The sequence below is a fragment of the Lysinibacillus sp. NPDC093692 genome (genome assembly GCF_050280125.1).
Lineage (GTDB): Bacteria > Bacillota > Bacilli > Bacillales_A > Planococcaceae > Lysinibacillus.
In genome coordinates this window covers 19,172-35,525 of the sequence record NZ_JBNNUW010000025.1, presented here as the reverse complement: position 1 = coordinate 35,525, position 16,354 = coordinate 19,172, and the positions used below count along the sequence as shown (strand labels likewise).

Below are 16,354 nucleotides of genomic sequence, written 5' to 3'. Positions count from 1 at the left end.
ATACGTATTAACAAATGTCATCCTATCTTTTGTTGTTGTGCCAAAAATCCTCTTGGAGCTGAATATTTGTCATACAATAGTCAAAATTGATATGATAATAATTAAGAAGGAAGGTGATTGGGATGACAAGTTTAAAGCAAGTAATTGAAATTACTGAAGCGGCTGTCTTTCATATTAATGAAATGATGGAGCACAATGAAGAGCAAGGTGCGTTTTTACGTGTAGTTGTTAATGGTGGCGGATGCAGTGGCCTATCTTACGGTATGCATTTTGATCAAGAGAAAAAAGAAGATGATTTTGAAGATATACAACATGGTTTAACAATTCTTGTTTCCCGTGAAGATGCGCCGATTATAATGGGGACAAAAATTGACTATAAACAATCGCTAATGGGCGGTGGCTTCACGATCGATAATCCAAATGCTATCGCATCATGTGGCTGTGGTACGTCTTTCAAAACAGCAAAACGTGAAGGTACACCTGAGATTTGTGATTAAAAAGTAAATGTCTAAATGTTGAAGTAGAGTTGTAAATAACAGTAGAAATTGCTGTGTATAAAATTCAAATGTGTAAACACAACCCTAAAATGAGGCATTTAGGATTTGATACCAAGCCTTTTTGATTTGTATGTTGAGAAAACATAACGAATTGAGGAGGCTTTTTAATATGGCTTTAAAAAGAAGAAACGAACAACTAAAGTAAAATGGCAATGGGCAAGGAATATCCATCTATAATAGGTAACAACGAACGCGTACTTTAAAGTAACTCAAAAACATTATGTTTTTTGTAATCATGAATTATTGTGTGGGGTAATAATTCCATCAATTCTTCTTTAGTAGCCCACATAAATTGCTCATGTTCATCCGAGAGAGATATTTCATCATTTTGACATTCGCAAAGAAATGTAAGAAGTACAATTTGTCGTGTTTTATGAGTTAAAAAGGTCGTAGAAAAAAGATGCGTCCTTACGCTAATAGTTAAACCAACCTCTTCAAGAAATTCCCGTTTTAAAGCGACATCAAATGATTCTCCAAACTCTAAAACACCACCAACGCTTTCCCATGTACCTGCCCCTGTTTCATCAAAAGCAGAGCGCTTCACAATTAACATTTTATTATTTTTTATCAAAATACCTTTGACTGCTACTTTTATTTCTTTCATTATGCACCTACTTTAGAACAGTACTAATTCCGCATATTTGATATATTCTTTTAAAAATACAGGTGCTTGAGGGTTGTTAAGTATTTCTTCCGCTGCTAACAAAAATATTTTTTCTACTTCGTCAGGCTGTTTAACAAAAAAATCACCTGATTCATATTCACAAAGGAAAATAACATTAACAACGTTTTCACCTTTATCTGTTACAAATGAAGCGCTATGTATATATTTCAAATTCTCTTTAATCTTAATGCCAATTTCTTTGGAAATTTCTCTTTTCAAAGTTTTTTCTAATATATTTGATGAATTTCCTTCAATCTCTACTTTTCCATCAACAAGCGAAAGTAATCCACTGGCATGTTCTTCTTTTTTATTGCTCTCAATAATGAACCATTTATCATCTTTCCTTATGGCTCCTTCAACATTGACAATAAACAAATCTAACACTCCTTATATATTGCAATTATATATAACTGAAAATTCGGTCTATATAAAAATAACATAGTAAATTGTAATTTGGAAGTTAATTAGCAAATGTATAGTAGAAGAGATTAAGCCTTCCCATAGGATAAAGTGATAAGGTTTAAATCACTTTTCATCGGAGGGAGATTAATTGTTCAACGAGCCTGCAATCGTTTTAGGGCATAACAAAAGGACTCGCAAATCTAAAAATTAATTATAAATGCAAGTCCTCTGAAAGATCAGTTAGTTCAATAATATTTCTTTTTTTCGTTGAGAATGGTAAATCGGCTAATACAAAAATGAATGATATAAATGCTGGTGTAAGTACAATATTGTAAAAATTTATTTCTGATGGTTCTTTTACATAGTAAAAAATAAAGTTGCAACAACTAATTAGAATGAAACTAATTATAATAAAAAAGAACCTCTTTCTTTTATCCTTCTTATTTAGCTTTCTAAAATTTATTATTGTTACGGTTACTATATAAATAATGAATAAAACAAGAAAAATTAAATAATACAATATAAACTTAGCTGCAAATACACTTCCAATATCCTTATACGCAATAAATAATGAAATGATCATACCTACCAAAACAACCATAGATATAATGATTGTAAAAATGCTTTTCTTCAATTAATTGATACCTCGAAATTCTTATGTATTACAATTGTTTTCTCAAAAATTTGGAATTCTGTTAACTGGTAAAATAATGTAATGAGTATTACCTAATCATTCGCCACAGGCTATGCTATGTTCATTGATTCACATAAAAAATTCATTCAAATGAATGGTACAGGGGAAGCCTATACAATCAAGAATGATAACAATTTTTTCGGTATTTTAGAAAATGGAGCAGAACCTTTTTATATTTCTTTTTAAATAAAAAATAAGGCCACGATATTTCTAATCGTGGCCCTATTAATGTACCAATATCTCACTGCTAGTGAAGCTGTGTTAATACATAATCATAAATTTCATCTGATGATTTATTAAGAGCTATGGAGAACTCTGAAAAAATGTTCTCTTGTAAAGATTGCAGTAATTTCTCTTCTTGGTTAGGGAATTTTTTTTCGCTAGCACTATATTCAATCTTTTTTCGTAACAATGTGTTTAAAAGGTTTGCTTGTTTTTGGCGATTACCGGATTTAAATATTTCTAGATAAAATCTTGATCGATGAGTGTTTTGTTCAATCCATTCTACACCAGGTGAAGTGAATGAATGTAAAATATTGAGTGCTTCTTCTTTTTTAATAATGTCTCTAAGGTGTTTTTTTGAATTGTCAATAGGGGTACGAATGACTAATTGTGGTTCATTTAGTGGTTGTAAAACGTAATATGTTTTTGTAATGTCGTTAAAGGTTTGTTCACAAATATCTTTAATGGAACAAAGTCCATGTGATGAATAAATGACTACATCGCCAACATTGTACATGTATATTCCCTCCAACAAACTATATTGTCAACTAAGTTGACTAAATTAATTGTAAGCAATTATAAGAATTTTGTCAACTTGATTGACGATTGCTGTTGTTTTTTTGTATATTAGTAACGAAAAATATGGAATGAAGGTGAACCAGTTGAAGGACGAATTGCAGAATCGAGATGTAATTGACTTGTTGAGCGAACGTCACGAACTACTTCGACGACTTGCTGAAGAGAAGTGGAATAAGCATCATAATATTTATATTTCTAACTCTGAATGGTGTATTTTGGGGATAATTTATAAAAAACAATTTATGATTTCAGACGTTGCTAAGGGTGTTGAATTTACAAGACAAGCAACCCATAAATTTATAAAAAGTTTGGAAGCAAAAGGATTAGTGAAGGTTACTGATGTCGAGCATAGTAAAAAACATAAAGCAATTCGTATGACTGATTTTGGTCAAGAATGTTTTGAAAAGAACGAATGTTATAAAGCTGATATTGAACAGCAACTAATTAATACTATAGGAGCAGATCAAGTAAACAATTTAAAAAATATATTAAAGCTTAATTGGAATATGGAGCAATTGGAAGCATAATATTCGTTGATCTAGTCTGTGGTGCTAACGAAGTACCCTGTTTTAGCAAATATACTACACTGCTTTGAAAAAAGTAAAAAGCCTCTCCGTTATGGAAGAGGCTTTTTAACTTCTTTTAGCAATTTTTTTGGTAGCGAAAGCAAAGCTCAGCGGCAATTACGCCAAGGCGAAATCAAGCACACGTTATGGTGATGGTCCTGTCATTTGTATCGGTGCGGCATATTTATAAAATTGGTGTACGTATGTATTTTATTATCGAGAGTATAGAGTAACCGAAAAATTCTGAATAAATACTTCTAAATATAGAAAATAGGCCGTTATAATAGTGATATAGAGGTGAAGGATATGAGAAAAGATAGAGGAAAAGTTTGGTTGGGCGTTGCGGGGGTAACCGTAAATGAGATAGGGCAATGGCTAGTTGTCAAAAAGGCCTATAGCGGATTAAAGGGAAGATGGTCGTTGCCGGCTGGTTTTGTCAATGCTGGTGAAACGGTAGATGAGGCTGTTGTTCGTGAATTAAAAGAAGAAACGGGTATTGATTGCTATGTATCAGGCTTAATTGGTTTTCGAACGGGTGTGATTCGTGGTGACATTAGTGATAATATGGCGATATTTTATTGTCGGATGAAAGATGAGCAACAGAAGATTTGTCTTCAGGAAAAAGAATTATTAGAGGCGAAATGGATGTTTCCAAAGGAGCTAGCTCAAGATGAGATGACATCAGTGATGTTAAAAGAAATGGCATCTAACCAATTTGAAAAGCACCAATTAGAGGGGATAGAAGGTATAAATCCAGGAGATGTCTTTGGTTATTCCTCTTATAAATTGTTCTTTAAAAAATAGAGTGACAGGGGAGGGGACCTATGATGGAACTATTTTTATTTATGTTAGAGCGAGTAGGACTAATCATTGTGTTTGCCTTTTTAATGTCAAGGTGGCGCCTCTTTCGGGGCATGCTATTTCAGGATCAAGGGGTTCAGGAAAAAGTTTGGCTCATTATTATTTTTAGTGCTCTAAGTATAGTGAGCAGCTATACAGGGATAAAAATCGAAGGTGGTACTATTTATCCTTTAAATCAAATGATACATAGCACTATAAATGCGGAGGAGGCAATTGCGAATACGAGGCTAATTGGCGTAGCAATTGCGGGTATTTTTGGTGGGCCACTTGTTGGCGTTAGTGTGGGGATTATTGCAGGGATTCATCGTATTACCCTTGGCGGTTTTACAGCGGTTGCCTGTGGTGTTTCTACTATACTAGCAGGATTCATCACAGGTGGTTTAAGTAGGCAATTAAAAATACGTCAAACCTTCTCCTATAAAAAGGCTGTTATGATCGGAATTTGTGCAGAAACTTTACAAATGATTGTTATTTTAATAATAGCAAAGCCTTTTGGACAAGCTTTGCAATTAGTTTCTTTAATCGCTCTACCAATGATTATTATGAATGCCCTTGGGATTTTAATATTTTTCATTATTATTAAAACGTTTATTGATGAGGAAGAACGTACAAAAGCATTACAAACACATCAAGCATTTTCAATTGCGCAACAAACAATCGAACATTTTCGTAAAGGGTTAAATGAAGAATCATGCCGAACGGTTGCGGAGATTATTAAAAGAGAAATTAAGGTTGAAGCAGTCGCGATTACAGATACAAATGGAATATTAGCACATGTAGGAGTAGGTGAGGATCATCACGTCATTCATCAAGAAATAATAACAGCTTTAACGAAGCGAGTGTTAGTAGAAGGACGCATTATTACAGCGACGTCCGCAAAAGAAATCAATTGTCCACATGAAGATTGTCCGCTAAGTGCTGCGATTGTCTTACCATTAAAAGTACAGCATAAGACGGTAGGTACCTTAAAGCTATATTTTATTAATGTTTCTTCATTGACTGGGGTGAAAAAGGAGCTAGCTGAAGGTCTCAGTCGACTATTTTCCTCGCAGCTTGAATATGCTGAAATTGAGCAGCAAAGAAAGTTATTAAAGGATGCCGAGATTAAAGCGCTACAAGCACAGGTTCATCCTCATTTCTTATTTAATAGTCTCAATACTATTTCAAGTCTGATCCGAACGGATGCTGATGAGGCTAGAGCTTTATTGATAAAGCTTAGTACGTTTTTCAGAAGTAATTTGCAGGGAGCCCGACAAATGCTGATTCCGTTAAAAAATGAAATTGACCATGTAGAGGCTTATTTGTCGATTGAACAAAAAAGATTTCCAAACCGCTATGATGTGAAGTTTCACTTGGATGAATCACTGTTTGATGTACAAATCCCCCCATTTACCTTACAGCCACTTGTTGAAAATGCCATTTATCATGCCTTTAAAAATCGTAAGGAAGGCAAGATTGACGTTAAGGTGCAGCGAATCAATAATAAGTTATTACTATTAACAGAGGATAATGGCTGCGGGATGAGAAATGAGCAGGTTAAACAGCTTGGCAAAATGATCATGCAATCCGAACAAGGTACCGGGACAGCCTTATGGAATATTTATCAGCGCATCCATGAAATTTATGGAACTGATGCAGATTTTCACATTTCAAGTACGTTGGGTGTTGGCACGAAAATTATGATACAGCTGCCATTAAAAGCCACAAGATGGGAGTAGAGAAATGTTAAATATCTATATTGTAGATGATGAACCGTTAGCAAGGGCTGAATTGCGATTTTTATTGGAGCAAACAAAGTTAGTTCAGATCATTGGTGAATCGGATGATCTGGAGGAAATACTGTTGGATCCACAGTTTGAGCAGATCGATTGTGTGTTTTTAGATATACAGCTAGGCGTAAACAATGGCCTTGAATTGGCAAAACAGCTGCAACTAAGTATACGTAAACCTGAAATTATTTTTGCTACTGCTTATGATGAATATGCATTGCAAGCATTCGAAGTGAATGCCTTTGATTATATTTTGAAACCATTTGAGCCAGAGCGTGTACAAAGTGCTGTTGAAAAGCTGGTGGCTAAAAGAAGAACAACACAGGTTAAGACGATGGAAACATTAAAGGATATGCAATTGGACAAGCTTGATAAATTAACAGTTTATCTGAATGATCGGATTTTACTTATTAAAATTCAGGAAATTTTATATTGTACATCTGAAGAAAGTAAGACAATTGTTGTCACGGAGAAAGGGAGATATTTTGCTTCAGAGTCATTAGCAGCTTTGGAGAATAAACTTACTTTAAAAGGCTTTGTGCGGGTCCATCGGGCATTTATCGTCAATTTAGAGCATATTGAAGAGCTCGAGCCATGGAGCAGCTCAAAATACAATTTGATTTTGCATAATAGGCATTCGATTCCTGTCAGCAGGCTTTATATGAAAGATGTACGAAAGATATTTCAGCTATCAAAATAACTGCATTTCAACAGTAGAAAACACCCTTTCAACTTGGAATTCTTACATTTTGGTGAATTTTATGAATAATCGGTCAATTCGTTTGCTATGATGTGAAAAAAGTAAAAGGAGTGATAAAATGAATGCTATTACAATTGTGATAGGTTCTATTTGTGTACTGATGATTAGCTATCGTTTGTATGGCATATTTTTCACAAAGAGGGTACTTAAGATAAAAGATGATACGCCCACCCCAGCACACGCTATGGAGGATGGTAAAGACTATGTTCCGACGAATAAATGGGTGACATTTGGGCATCACTTTGCTGCAATCGCAGCAGCTGGACCGTTAGTCGGACCTATTTTAGCGGCACAATTTGGCTATTTGCCTGGGCTCCTTTGGCTGTTAATTGGTGCGGTAATCGGTGGTGCGGTACATGATGCAGTAGTGTTATTCGCTTCAATGCGCCATGGTGGAAAGTCTTTATCTGAGGTCATGAAGAAGGAATTAGGACCTATTGCAGGATTCTGTACAGGCCTTGCCATGCTTTTCATTATTACAATTACAATGGCCGGGCTATCGATGGTTGTCCTTGGTGCGTTAGAGCGAAATCCATGGGGAACTTTTGCGGTAGGGATTACTATTCCAATAGCGATGCTTGTTGGTATTGCTTACCGTAAAACAGGAAATTTAATAGTTACATCGACAGTTGGCTTTATTTTGTTGATGATTGGTGTATTTCTTGGACCGATGATTCAAGGAACAGCATTTGGCGATTTTTTAACGTTTGACCGTGATACTTTAGCTATTATTTTACCGATTTATGCATTCTTTGCAGCGGCATTACCTGTTTGGCTCTTATTAGCGCCGCGTGATTATTTAAGTAGTTTCATGAAAATTGGTGTATTTATTGCTTTAATCATCGGGGTCTTTTTCGTTAACCCAGTTATTCAATTCCCGCCAATTACGGAGTTTATTCATGGTGGTGGTCCAGTAATTGCTGGACCAGTATGGCCATTCGTCTCTATCACAATTGCCTGTGGGGCTATTTCTGGCTTCCATGCTTTTGTAGGCTCTGGGACAACGCCGAAAATGATTGATCGCTGGGAAGATATTCGCATCGTCGGTTTTGGTGCGATGCTCGTAGAATCTTTAGTAGGTGTAATGGCTTTAATTGCAGCAACAGCCCTTCATCCTGCAGATTATTTTGCGATTAATTCAGCCCCAGCAGTCTTTGCTACATTAGGAATGGAGCCTGTTCATTTACATGCTTTAGCTGAAAGTATTGGGATGGATTTAGAAGGACGTACAGGAGGAGCGGTAACGCTTGCAGTTGGGATGACTGATATTTTCACAGGGATTCCTTGGTTTGCTGAACTATCTTCTTATTTCTATCAATTCGTGATCATGTTTGAAGCGGTCTTTATTTTAACGGCTATTGATGCTGGGACGCGTGTAGCGCGCTATTTAATCCAAGATTTTGGCGGCAATGTATACAAGCCACTGAAGCGTACAAATTGGATTCCGGGTACAATCTTTGCAAGTGCACTTGCATGCTTCATGTGGGGCTACTTATTGTATTCAGGAGATATTAGTTCAATTTGGGTATTATTCGGCGTCTCGAATCAGTTGATGGCAACAATCGGTTTAGTATGTGGTGTAACAATCGTATTAAAAGTTGCAGATAAGCGAATCTATGCCTTAACATGCTTTATCCCATTAGCCTATTTATATGTCACTGTAAATGTAGCAGGCTTTTGGATGATTAAAAATGTGTATTGGAATACAGCGGCGGCTGGTTACAATATGTTAAATGGTATATTGTCTGTCATTATGTTAATGTTAGGCTTTATCATTGTTATTGCTGCCATTAAAAAATGGGCAGAGCTTTGGAAGTCACCAAAGTTTTTATTATCACAAACAGCTTCATAATGAAAAGCGAGAAACTATTGAAAATTAGTTGTATACTAGTTTTCAATAGTTTTTTTATTGGCTAATCATCAAGAGTTATGGATGACATATGTTAATTTTATGCCACATATAAGCGGATCTTCGTTACGACTGGGCGACTCCTTGGGGATTAGCGGCACAACGGACGCCCCCCGGCAAAGCGCCCAGTTGGAACGGAAATCAACTACACGTTATGGTGATGATTCCTAAATATGACGAACAAGCGAAATCAAGGATATGTTCATTGAAAGCGTTGTAGTAATCATGTAAACTTATGAGAGGAAAACGGAGGTTATACATACATGGATGGTCCAGTTTCATTAGTACAGTTAATCATTTCAATTTTGTTATTTTTCGTTATGTTCTTTGGTATTGGATTTTTATTGAATATGCTTCTGCGAATGACATGGTTAATGGCAATCGTGTATCCAATTGTTGTTATTTTTATTGTCGATGATGTAAGCTTTTTAGATTATATTTTCAAGCCAGGTTCTGCATTTCCAGCACTTTTAGATAAGTTACAAGCATTGCACCTTGTTGATGTATCCATTTTATCGGGTGGCTTTGCTGGTTCAATTGTAGCGGGAATTGTCATGATTTATTTACGTAAAAGCGGTTATCGAATGTTTTAATTTCTTTCAGCGGGTAAACATCCGCTGAAAGAAATTAAGCCTCCGGCGGATGTCATGGATTCGAAAAGGAGTGCTTTGTGCTAGCACAAAGCCGATTCCGGACGCAATTTTGCCGAGGCATAATTGATCTTATTTCAGCAGATGTCCAAGCATCTGCTGATTTTTTTATTGAATTTTTCCGATAAATCGTGAACAGCTTCCGATAAATCACAAAAATGTTCCGATAAATAAAAAAACACAGCCTCGGCATGAGGATGTGTCTATTTTTACAAAATAAACTGGTATGTGATGATGGCGATAAAGATTCCAGTCAATGCTCCAAAAAATACCTCGCTCCGTTTATGACCTAGTAATGTTTTTAGCTCCTCCATTTTTTCTTGGCCATCCATTTGCGGCCATTTTTTTAAATCATGAAGCAGTGTTTCAAAGTCCTTTCGTAGTTGATTTAATACTGCTGCATGTTGACCTGCCTGGAAACGTACTCCACTTGCATCATACATGACGATAAATGAAAACATAGCGGCTACGGCAAAAATTGGGGAATCTAATCCTGTTTCATAGGCTATAGAGGTTGTTAGTCCTGTTACGGAAGCGGAGTGTGAACTGGGCATACCCCCGGTGGAAGTAAATAATCCCCAGTCAATCTTTCGAGTCATTAAAAAATGAATAGGGATTTTTACAAACTGTGCGAAGAGAACAGCAAAAAGGGCAACGAGTAAAGGGGTATTTTGAAGTAAACTCATGATCATCACAACCTTCACTTATAATTGCTTTTATTATAACATTCATTATTTTCTAAAAGCCAAATATTACGCGTTTTCTGAAATTTAGGTATAATAGAATACTGAATGGAGGAATGTACATGCATATTGTAAAAGAAGCAAAAACATTTGAAACGATTTCTACTGAAGTGTTAGTAGTAGGTGTCCCTAAACATCGTGAACAAATGCAGGAATGGGCAAGTTTTTCTTCATTTTATGGAGAATCCATTGATGCGTGGATTAGTGCAGGAGATGTATCTACTGCGTTTAAAAAAATGACGAAATTGCCATTCTTGAAGAGCCACGTAAATCTTAAACGCATTTTATTTGTTGGTTTAGATGACCGTAAAGACCTAACAGAAGGCGATATTCGTGCAGCATTTGGGTTGCTTGGCAAGGAACTAAGGGCCTTAAAGGTTAAAGAATATTCCATTTGGCTTGAGTCGTTTACGACAGAATCGATTACTGTAACAGATGTTGCATTTTTAGCTGGTGAAGGAACTGGTCTAGGTTATTATGCAATTCCTCATTATAAAACAACATCAAATGAAGTAGATAAACGTATTGACGCGGTTCATCTTGTAACGTCTGCTAATGATTTAGATGAAGTGGTGGCAAGCTTTGAGGTTGGCGCTATTTATGCAAATGCTGTAAATGAAGCACGTAGCTTAATTAATTGTCCACCAAACTTACTGACAGCGACAGACTTAGCAAATTACGCAGAGTCCCTTGCAGTCGAGTATAATTTTGAAGTGGAAATTTTAGATAAAGCACAATTAGAGGAGCTTGGAATGGGCGGTATTTTATGTGTCAATCAAGGCTCCCATGAAGAACCTCGTTTAATAACATTAAAATATAAAGCGACTGAAGATTTTGATGATCCAATTGGTCTTGTCGGCAAAGGGGTTACGTATGATACAGGTGGCTATTCCTTAAAGCCAAAAGATTCAATGGTAGGCATGAAGGGCGATATGGGTGGCGCTGCAGCTGTGCTAGGTGCCATGAAAATTATTGGTGAATTACGACCTAACAAAAATGTCTTAGCTGTTATTGGCTCTACCGATAATATGGTATCTGAAACAGCATTTAAGCCAGATGATGTCATCACGACATATAGTGGTAAGACGGTCGAAGTGTTAAATACCGATGCGGAAGGACGCTTAGTATTGGCAGACGCTACTACATATGCTAAACAACAAGGAGCTACTTCCCTGATTGATGTTGCAACGTTAACAGGTGGAGTGATTACTGCACTTGGTATGGATAAAACAGGTGCACTTTCTAATGACGATGAATTCTTTGCTGCTTTCATGGAAGCTGCACAGGAGACGGATGAATTTGTGTGGCGTATGCCTTTAACAGAAAATGACAAGAAACGAATTCGTAAATCAGACGTCGCTGATTTGAATAATTCTCCTGGTCGTGATGGTCACATGATTTTTGGCGGAGGCTTTGTTGGTGAGTTTGTTGGTGATACACCATGGATTCATTTAGATATTGCAGGAACGTCAGATGCGATGGCTGTACATGACTTAGGTCCAAAAGGTGGTACAGGTGTAATGGTCCGTACACTAGCAAACTTTGTGCAACGTTTAGGAGAAGAAAAATAGAATAGGCGATGGACGTGTGATATATGCATCTCCCTACATACGATAGAGTAAAAAAGGGAGGAAGCTTATGACATTCTTCGGAGGTTATCCAGGAGGAGGCTTTTGGCCAATCGGCGGGCCGTTTTTGGGGGGATTTTTAGGAAGTTTTCTTGGATCACAGTTTGGCCCATCTCCATTTTTTTCGCCGTTCTATCGCCCATTTCCACCGTTTTACCGACCAGGTCCACCATTTTTCCGACCAGGTCCACCGTTTGGAGGGCATCGTAGATATTAATTCAAATAAAATAAATCTTAAAAAACCAGATGTCAGCAAGCGACATCTGGTTTTTTTTAACAAGTTAAATAAATATCATATTCTAGGTATTAAATAAAGTGTTGACAGAATATACTAAATTATTTATTATTCTTATTGTATTAGTAAGAATTAAATACGTAGCTGACTAGCAAACTAGAGGCTCTTATTATTCACAGGCATTGCTCTGCCCATGGATAATTTGAGTCTTTTTTTATCTCTAAGAAAAGACGAAAGGGAGTGAAATCAAATGGGAAAAGTTTTTATAGTGGGTGCTGGACCTGGCGATGTTGATCTTATCACAGTAAAAGGATTAAGGTGTATCGAATGTGCTGATGTCATCCTATATGACAGACTCATTAATAAGACTCTACTATCCTATGCTAAACGAGAAGCTAAGCTTATCTTTTGCGGTAAGCTACCTCAGCAGCACGCCATGATTCAAGAGCAAATTAATCAAGCACTTGTCAGCTATGCACAGCAAGGATTGATTGTAACGAGATTAAAGGGAGGAGATCCATTCGTTTTTGGAAGGGGAGCTGAGGAAGCAGAGGTACTAGCACAGCATAATATTCCATTTGAAATAGTGCCTGGTATCACTTCAGGGATAGCAGCACCGGCATATGCGGGAATTCCTGTTACACATCGTGACCTAGGCTCAAGTTTTGCTATGGTCACTGGGCATATGAGAGAGGGCAAAGATGATGGAATCCAATGGGAAAGTCTTGTAAAAGGGATTGATACGATTGCTATTTATATGGGGGTCGGTAACCTTCCCTATATCCGTCAGCAGCTGCTCAAGTATGGGCGAGATAAGGAAACACCAATAGCGCTCATCCATTGGGGTACATTTTCTCAACAAAAAACAGTCACAGGGACTTTATCTAATATTGAAGAACTAGTTCAGCGAGAAAATATTCAAAATCCAAGCATAATTGTAGTAGGAAAAGTTGTTACTTTGAGGGAAACACTTCAATGGTTTGAACAAAACATTCCGCAGCCACAGTTAGCAGAAGTTTCTGTGTAAGGATGTGGGTTTATGCAAGCCATTTTATATATCGCTCATGGAAGTAGAGTAAAGGCGGGAGTGGAGCAAGCCGTTACCTTTCTGAAGAGCGTACAACAAGAGATTGAAATACCGATTCAAGAAATTAGTTTTTTAGAACTTGCAACTCCGACAATTGCTGAAGGGATTGCAAGTTGTATTAACCAGGGCGCTACAGCTATAGCGATCGTGCCTATTTTATTGCTTGCCGCTCAGCATGCAAAGCACGATATTCCAAGTGAGATTGATAAAGCAAAAGAAGAGCATCCACAAGTGCGATTTACATACGGTGAACCACTTGGGGTCCATGAATTATTAATTGATACATTACAGACTAGAATTTTAGAAGCAAGGTGCCCGCCTAACAGTGCAAGTGTCTTACTTATAGGTCGTGGGAGTAGTGATCCTGCAGTAAAGAGTGATTTAGCCAAAATTGCAACAAGATTACGTGATAAATACGCTTATGAAGCTGTAGACACGTGCTTTCTTTATGGCATGGGCCCTACGTTCGAAGATTGGTTACAACAAGAGCAGAAAAGGGGCAATCAAGTATTTATAGTGCCGTATTTGTTGTTTACCGGGATTTTGCGCCAAAGCATAACAAGGCGATTACAAGATTATGGGAATAAGAATGTTATTTTATGTGAAAGTTTAGGCTATGACGACAATGTAAGGAAAGTTTTAGTGGAACGTATTTATCAATTATTAAAACTTACTAAGGAAGGTGTTTTGTAATGGTAGATAAAAGGACTGAAAATGTAAATCTTGCATTAGATAATGTCCGCCAAATTTTAAATACTGTGAACCACGGATCGATTACATTGATTGTGCAAAATTCCTATGTGGTCCAAATAGAAAAGAAAGAAAAAATACGACTTCGATAATTTTTAATTTCTTTCAGCAGGTGTCCAAACATCCGCTGAACAGAGGAACTCAGTCTACGAACGCCACTTCCTGTGGCAACGACTGAGTGACCGACATCGTGTCGGCCCTAGTGTTGTTGCTGACGCTTCGCTTTCGCACAGACAAAAACGTGTTGCTGACGCTACGTTAGCACTGCGCTTTCGCACTAAAAACATTTGCAGGCTTAAGCACAAAGCCGATTCCAGACACATTGTTTATCTGCGCGAAAGCTTAGCGTCAGCGGCAATTATACCGAGGCATAATGGATCTTTTTTCAGCAAACGTTTTGTCAGATAAATTATCAATAGAAGAAAATGATACGAATACGTGAGGTGGCAAGGTTGAAACTACAAGTAGTAAACAGTCCATTTAATGAGGAGCAGGTAAAGCTGTTAAATGAGCTGCTCCCTCAACTAACAGGAGAACAGAGGATTTGGTTAAACGGTTTTTTAAGTGCACCACTAGCAACTAGTAATCCAGTTGTTGAGGAAGTAACACCGATAGTAAAAATAATCGCCAAAACAGTAACGATTTTATATGGTTCACAAACAGGTAATAGCCAGGGGTTAGCTGAAAAATATGCCTCAGCCTTGAAAGACAATGATGTGGACGTAACGATTTCGTCGTTAGCAACGTTTAAACCAAATAATTTAAAAAAGGTGACAAATCTTTTACTTATTGTTAGTACCCATGGGGAAGGGGATCCACCTGATCAAGCGATACAGTTCTACGAATTTTTGCATAGCAAGCGAGCTCCAAAGTTAGAGCAACTTCATTATTCGGTGCTAGCCTTAGGAGATAGCTCCTATGAATTTTTCTGTAAAACAGGAAAGGATTTTGATGAGCAGTTTGCAAAATTAGGGGCAAGTCAAATCGTACCTCGCACAGATTGTGATGTAGATTATGATGACACTGCAGCACAATGGTTCTCAGCTGTTCAGCAGAAGTTGCTTCAACAGACGGATGTAGCTGATATAACGACTACACAAAATAAAACAGCGCAAGGAGACACTACATATTCTCGAAAAAATCCGTTTTATGCAGAAGTACTTGAAAACATTAATTTAAACGGTCGCGGATCAAATAAAGAAACACGTCACATTGAATTATCCATCGAAGGTGCAAATTTTTATTTTGAACCAGGAGATAGTATCGGTATTCAACCGGAAAATGATGAAAAGCTAGTTGATGCTTTAATCACAGCGTTACAGTTTGATCCACAAACTGTAGTAAACGTCTTTGAAGAAACACAGCCATTAAAGGATGTATTGCAAAAAAAACTAGAAATTACAGTGTTATCTAAGCCATTGTTACAAAAAATTGGTGCCTATACGGTCCATCAGGAATTTACAAAGCTATTAGATGACTCTAATTCTTGGAGGGACTATGCAAAAGGGAGAGATTTGCTTGACGTTGTGGAGGACTTTGCACCATTTATATGGGATGCGCAGAAATTTGTAGATTTACTACGTAAAATTCCAGCACGCCTATATTCCATTGCTAGTAGTCAAAAAGCAAATAGTGAAGAGGTACATTTAACAATTGGGAAAGTAAGCTATGAGACGAAGGGACGTCAACGTCTTGGCGTTTGCTCCGGAAGCGTAGCAGAGCGTATTCAAATTGGTGACACATTACCGGTATATATTCAAAAAAATCCGAACTTTAGACTACCAGAGCATGAGGATACACCGATTATTATGATTGGTGCTGGAACAGGTGTTGCTCCGTACCGTGCATTTTTAGAGGAGCGTGAGGAATTAGGAATCGGAGGGAAAGCTTGGCTAATCTTTGGTGATCAACACTTTGTCACAGACTTTCTTTATCAAACAGATTGGCAACGTTGGCTTTCTTCAGGCACACTAAGTCAATTGCATGTCGCTTTCTCACGTGATACTGATAGAAAAATATATGTTCAACATAAAATTGAGGAAAATGCTGTTGCTTTTTATGAATGGCTAGAGCAAGGAGCTGTCATTTACATCTGTGGCGATAAAGAGTCGATGGCGGCTGATGTTGATGCAACAATCCGTCGCGTTATTGAACAACAGGGACAAAAAACGCCAGAGGAAGCTAAAGCCTTTGTTAATGAACTAAAACAGCAGAAACGCTATCAACGTGACGTTTATTAACTTCCTTCGGCAATGCTTTCTGTAGCGACAGCTACAAT

17 protein-coding genes are annotated in these 16,354 nt (G+C 37.2%); 13 read left to right on the top strand and 4 right to left on the bottom strand.

Going from position 1 to position 16,354, the window contains the following annotated elements; translation table 11 throughout:
- Window positions 1-122: 122 nt before the first annotated feature.
- Window positions 123-497, top strand: a complete 375-nt coding sequence (locus ACQKN4_RS21125) for a HesB/IscA family protein (protein WP_079561504.1) — start codon at window positions 123-125, stop codon at window positions 495-497.
- A 259-nt stretch (window positions 498-756) separates the two neighbouring features.
- Here ACQKN4_RS21125 and ACQKN4_RS21120 read toward each other — a convergent pair whose 3' ends face one another.
- The 3 genes from ACQKN4_RS21120 to ACQKN4_RS21110 form a co-directional block, all read right to left on the bottom strand.
- On the bottom strand, window positions 757-1,161 hold the full coding sequence (locus ACQKN4_RS21120; RefSeq protein ID WP_079561505.1) for an NUDIX hydrolase: 405 nt from the start codon (window positions 1,159-1,161) through the stop codon (window positions 757-759).
- Window positions 1,162-1,173: 12 nt separating this feature from the next.
- Window positions 1,174-1,596 carry an NUDIX domain-containing protein gene (locus ACQKN4_RS21115; RefSeq protein ID WP_427484735.1) on the bottom strand — a complete coding sequence of 141 codons (423 nt, stop codon included), beginning with the start codon at window positions 1,594-1,596 and terminating at the stop codon, window positions 1,174-1,176.
- A gap of 968 nt (window positions 1,597-2,564) precedes the next feature.
- Entirely contained in the window at window positions 2,565-3,056 is a 492-nt protein-coding gene (locus tag ACQKN4_RS21110; protein WP_079561508.1) for a CarD family transcriptional regulator, read from the bottom strand.
- A 157-nt stretch (window positions 3,057-3,213) separates the two neighbouring features.
- On the opposite strand from ACQKN4_RS21110, the gene ACQKN4_RS21105 reads away from it, so the two are divergent.
- From ACQKN4_RS21105 to ACQKN4_RS21080, 6 genes are all read left to right on the top strand, one after another.
- Window positions 3,214-3,645, top strand: a complete 432-nt coding sequence (locus tag ACQKN4_RS21105) for a MarR family winged helix-turn-helix transcriptional regulator (protein WP_427484734.1) — start codon at window positions 3,214-3,216, stop codon at window positions 3,643-3,645.
- A 345-nt stretch (window positions 3,646-3,990) separates the two neighbouring features.
- Window positions 3,991-4,488, top strand: a complete 498-nt coding sequence (locus tag ACQKN4_RS21100) for an NUDIX hydrolase (RefSeq protein WP_079561509.1) — start codon at window positions 3,991-3,993, stop codon at window positions 4,486-4,488.
- 23 nt (window positions 4,489-4,511) lie between these two features.
- Window positions 4,512-6,263 (top strand): LytS/YhcK type 5TM receptor domain-containing protein, encoded by a 1,752-nt coding sequence (locus ACQKN4_RS21095; RefSeq protein WP_427484753.1) that lies wholly within the window; start codon window positions 4,512-4,514, stop codon window positions 6,261-6,263.
- A gap of 4 nt (window positions 6,264-6,267) precedes the next feature.
- Entirely contained in the window at window positions 6,268-7,014 is a 747-nt protein-coding gene (locus tag ACQKN4_RS21090; RefSeq protein ID WP_427484733.1) for a LytR/AlgR family response regulator transcription factor, read from the top strand.
- Between the two features lie 118 nt (window positions 7,015-7,132).
- Window positions 7,133-8,926 carry a carbon starvation CstA family protein gene (locus ACQKN4_RS21085; protein WP_427484732.1) on the top strand — a complete coding sequence of 598 codons (1,794 nt, stop codon included), beginning with the start codon at window positions 7,133-7,135 and terminating at the stop codon, window positions 8,924-8,926.
- A gap of 320 nt (window positions 8,927-9,246) precedes the next feature.
- Window positions 9,247-9,576: a YuiB family protein gene (locus tag ACQKN4_RS21080; protein WP_079561513.1), complete on the top strand. Its 330-nt coding sequence runs from the start codon at window positions 9,247-9,249 to the stop codon at window positions 9,574-9,576.
- A gap of 266 nt (window positions 9,577-9,842) precedes the next feature.
- Here the strand turns inward: ACQKN4_RS21080 and ACQKN4_RS21075 are convergent, their stop codons facing one another.
- Window positions 9,843-10,325, bottom strand: coding sequence for a divergent PAP2 family protein (locus ACQKN4_RS21075; protein ID WP_323648097.1), 483 nt, complete (start codon window positions 10,323-10,325; stop codon window positions 9,843-9,845).
- 113 nt (window positions 10,326-10,438) lie between these two features.
- Here ACQKN4_RS21075 and ACQKN4_RS21070 point away from each other — a divergent pair, with 113 nt between their 5' ends.
- The 6 genes from ACQKN4_RS21070 to ACQKN4_RS21045 all read left to right on the top strand — a co-directional run bounded on the left by ACQKN4_RS21070 (window position 10,439) and on the right by ACQKN4_RS21045 (window position 16,316).
- Window positions 10,439-11,947, top strand: coding sequence for a leucyl aminopeptidase (locus tag ACQKN4_RS21070; protein WP_427484731.1), 1,509 nt, complete (start codon window positions 10,439-10,441; stop codon window positions 11,945-11,947).
- 67 nt (window positions 11,948-12,014) lie between these two features.
- Complete coding sequence (locus ACQKN4_RS21065) at window positions 12,015-12,221, top strand: hypothetical protein (RefSeq protein WP_079561516.1); 207 nt, start codon at window positions 12,015-12,017, stop codon at window positions 12,219-12,221.
- 268 nt (window positions 12,222-12,489) lie between these two features.
- Window positions 12,490-13,266, top strand: a complete 777-nt coding sequence (gene cobA, locus ACQKN4_RS21060) for a uroporphyrinogen-III C-methyltransferase (protein ID WP_079561517.1) — start codon at window positions 12,490-12,492, stop codon at window positions 13,264-13,266.
- A gap of 12 nt (window positions 13,267-13,278) precedes the next feature.
- On the top strand, window positions 13,279-14,019 hold the full coding sequence (locus tag ACQKN4_RS21055) for a sirohydrochlorin chelatase (RefSeq protein ID WP_427484730.1): 741 nt from the start codon (window positions 13,279-13,281) through the stop codon (window positions 14,017-14,019).
- Window positions 14,019-14,168: a YezD family protein gene (locus ACQKN4_RS21050; RefSeq protein ID WP_079561519.1), complete on the top strand. Its 150-nt coding sequence runs from the start codon at window positions 14,019-14,021 to the stop codon at window positions 14,166-14,168. The genes ACQKN4_RS21055 and ACQKN4_RS21050 overlap by 1 nt, the downstream gene beginning before the upstream one ends.
- A gap of 360 nt (window positions 14,169-14,528) precedes the next feature.
- Complete coding sequence (locus ACQKN4_RS21045; RefSeq protein WP_427484752.1) at window positions 14,529-16,316, top strand: assimilatory sulfite reductase (NADPH) flavoprotein subunit; 1,788 nt, start codon at window positions 14,529-14,531, stop codon at window positions 16,314-16,316.
- The last annotated feature ends 38 nt before the right edge of the window (window positions 16,317-16,354 follow it).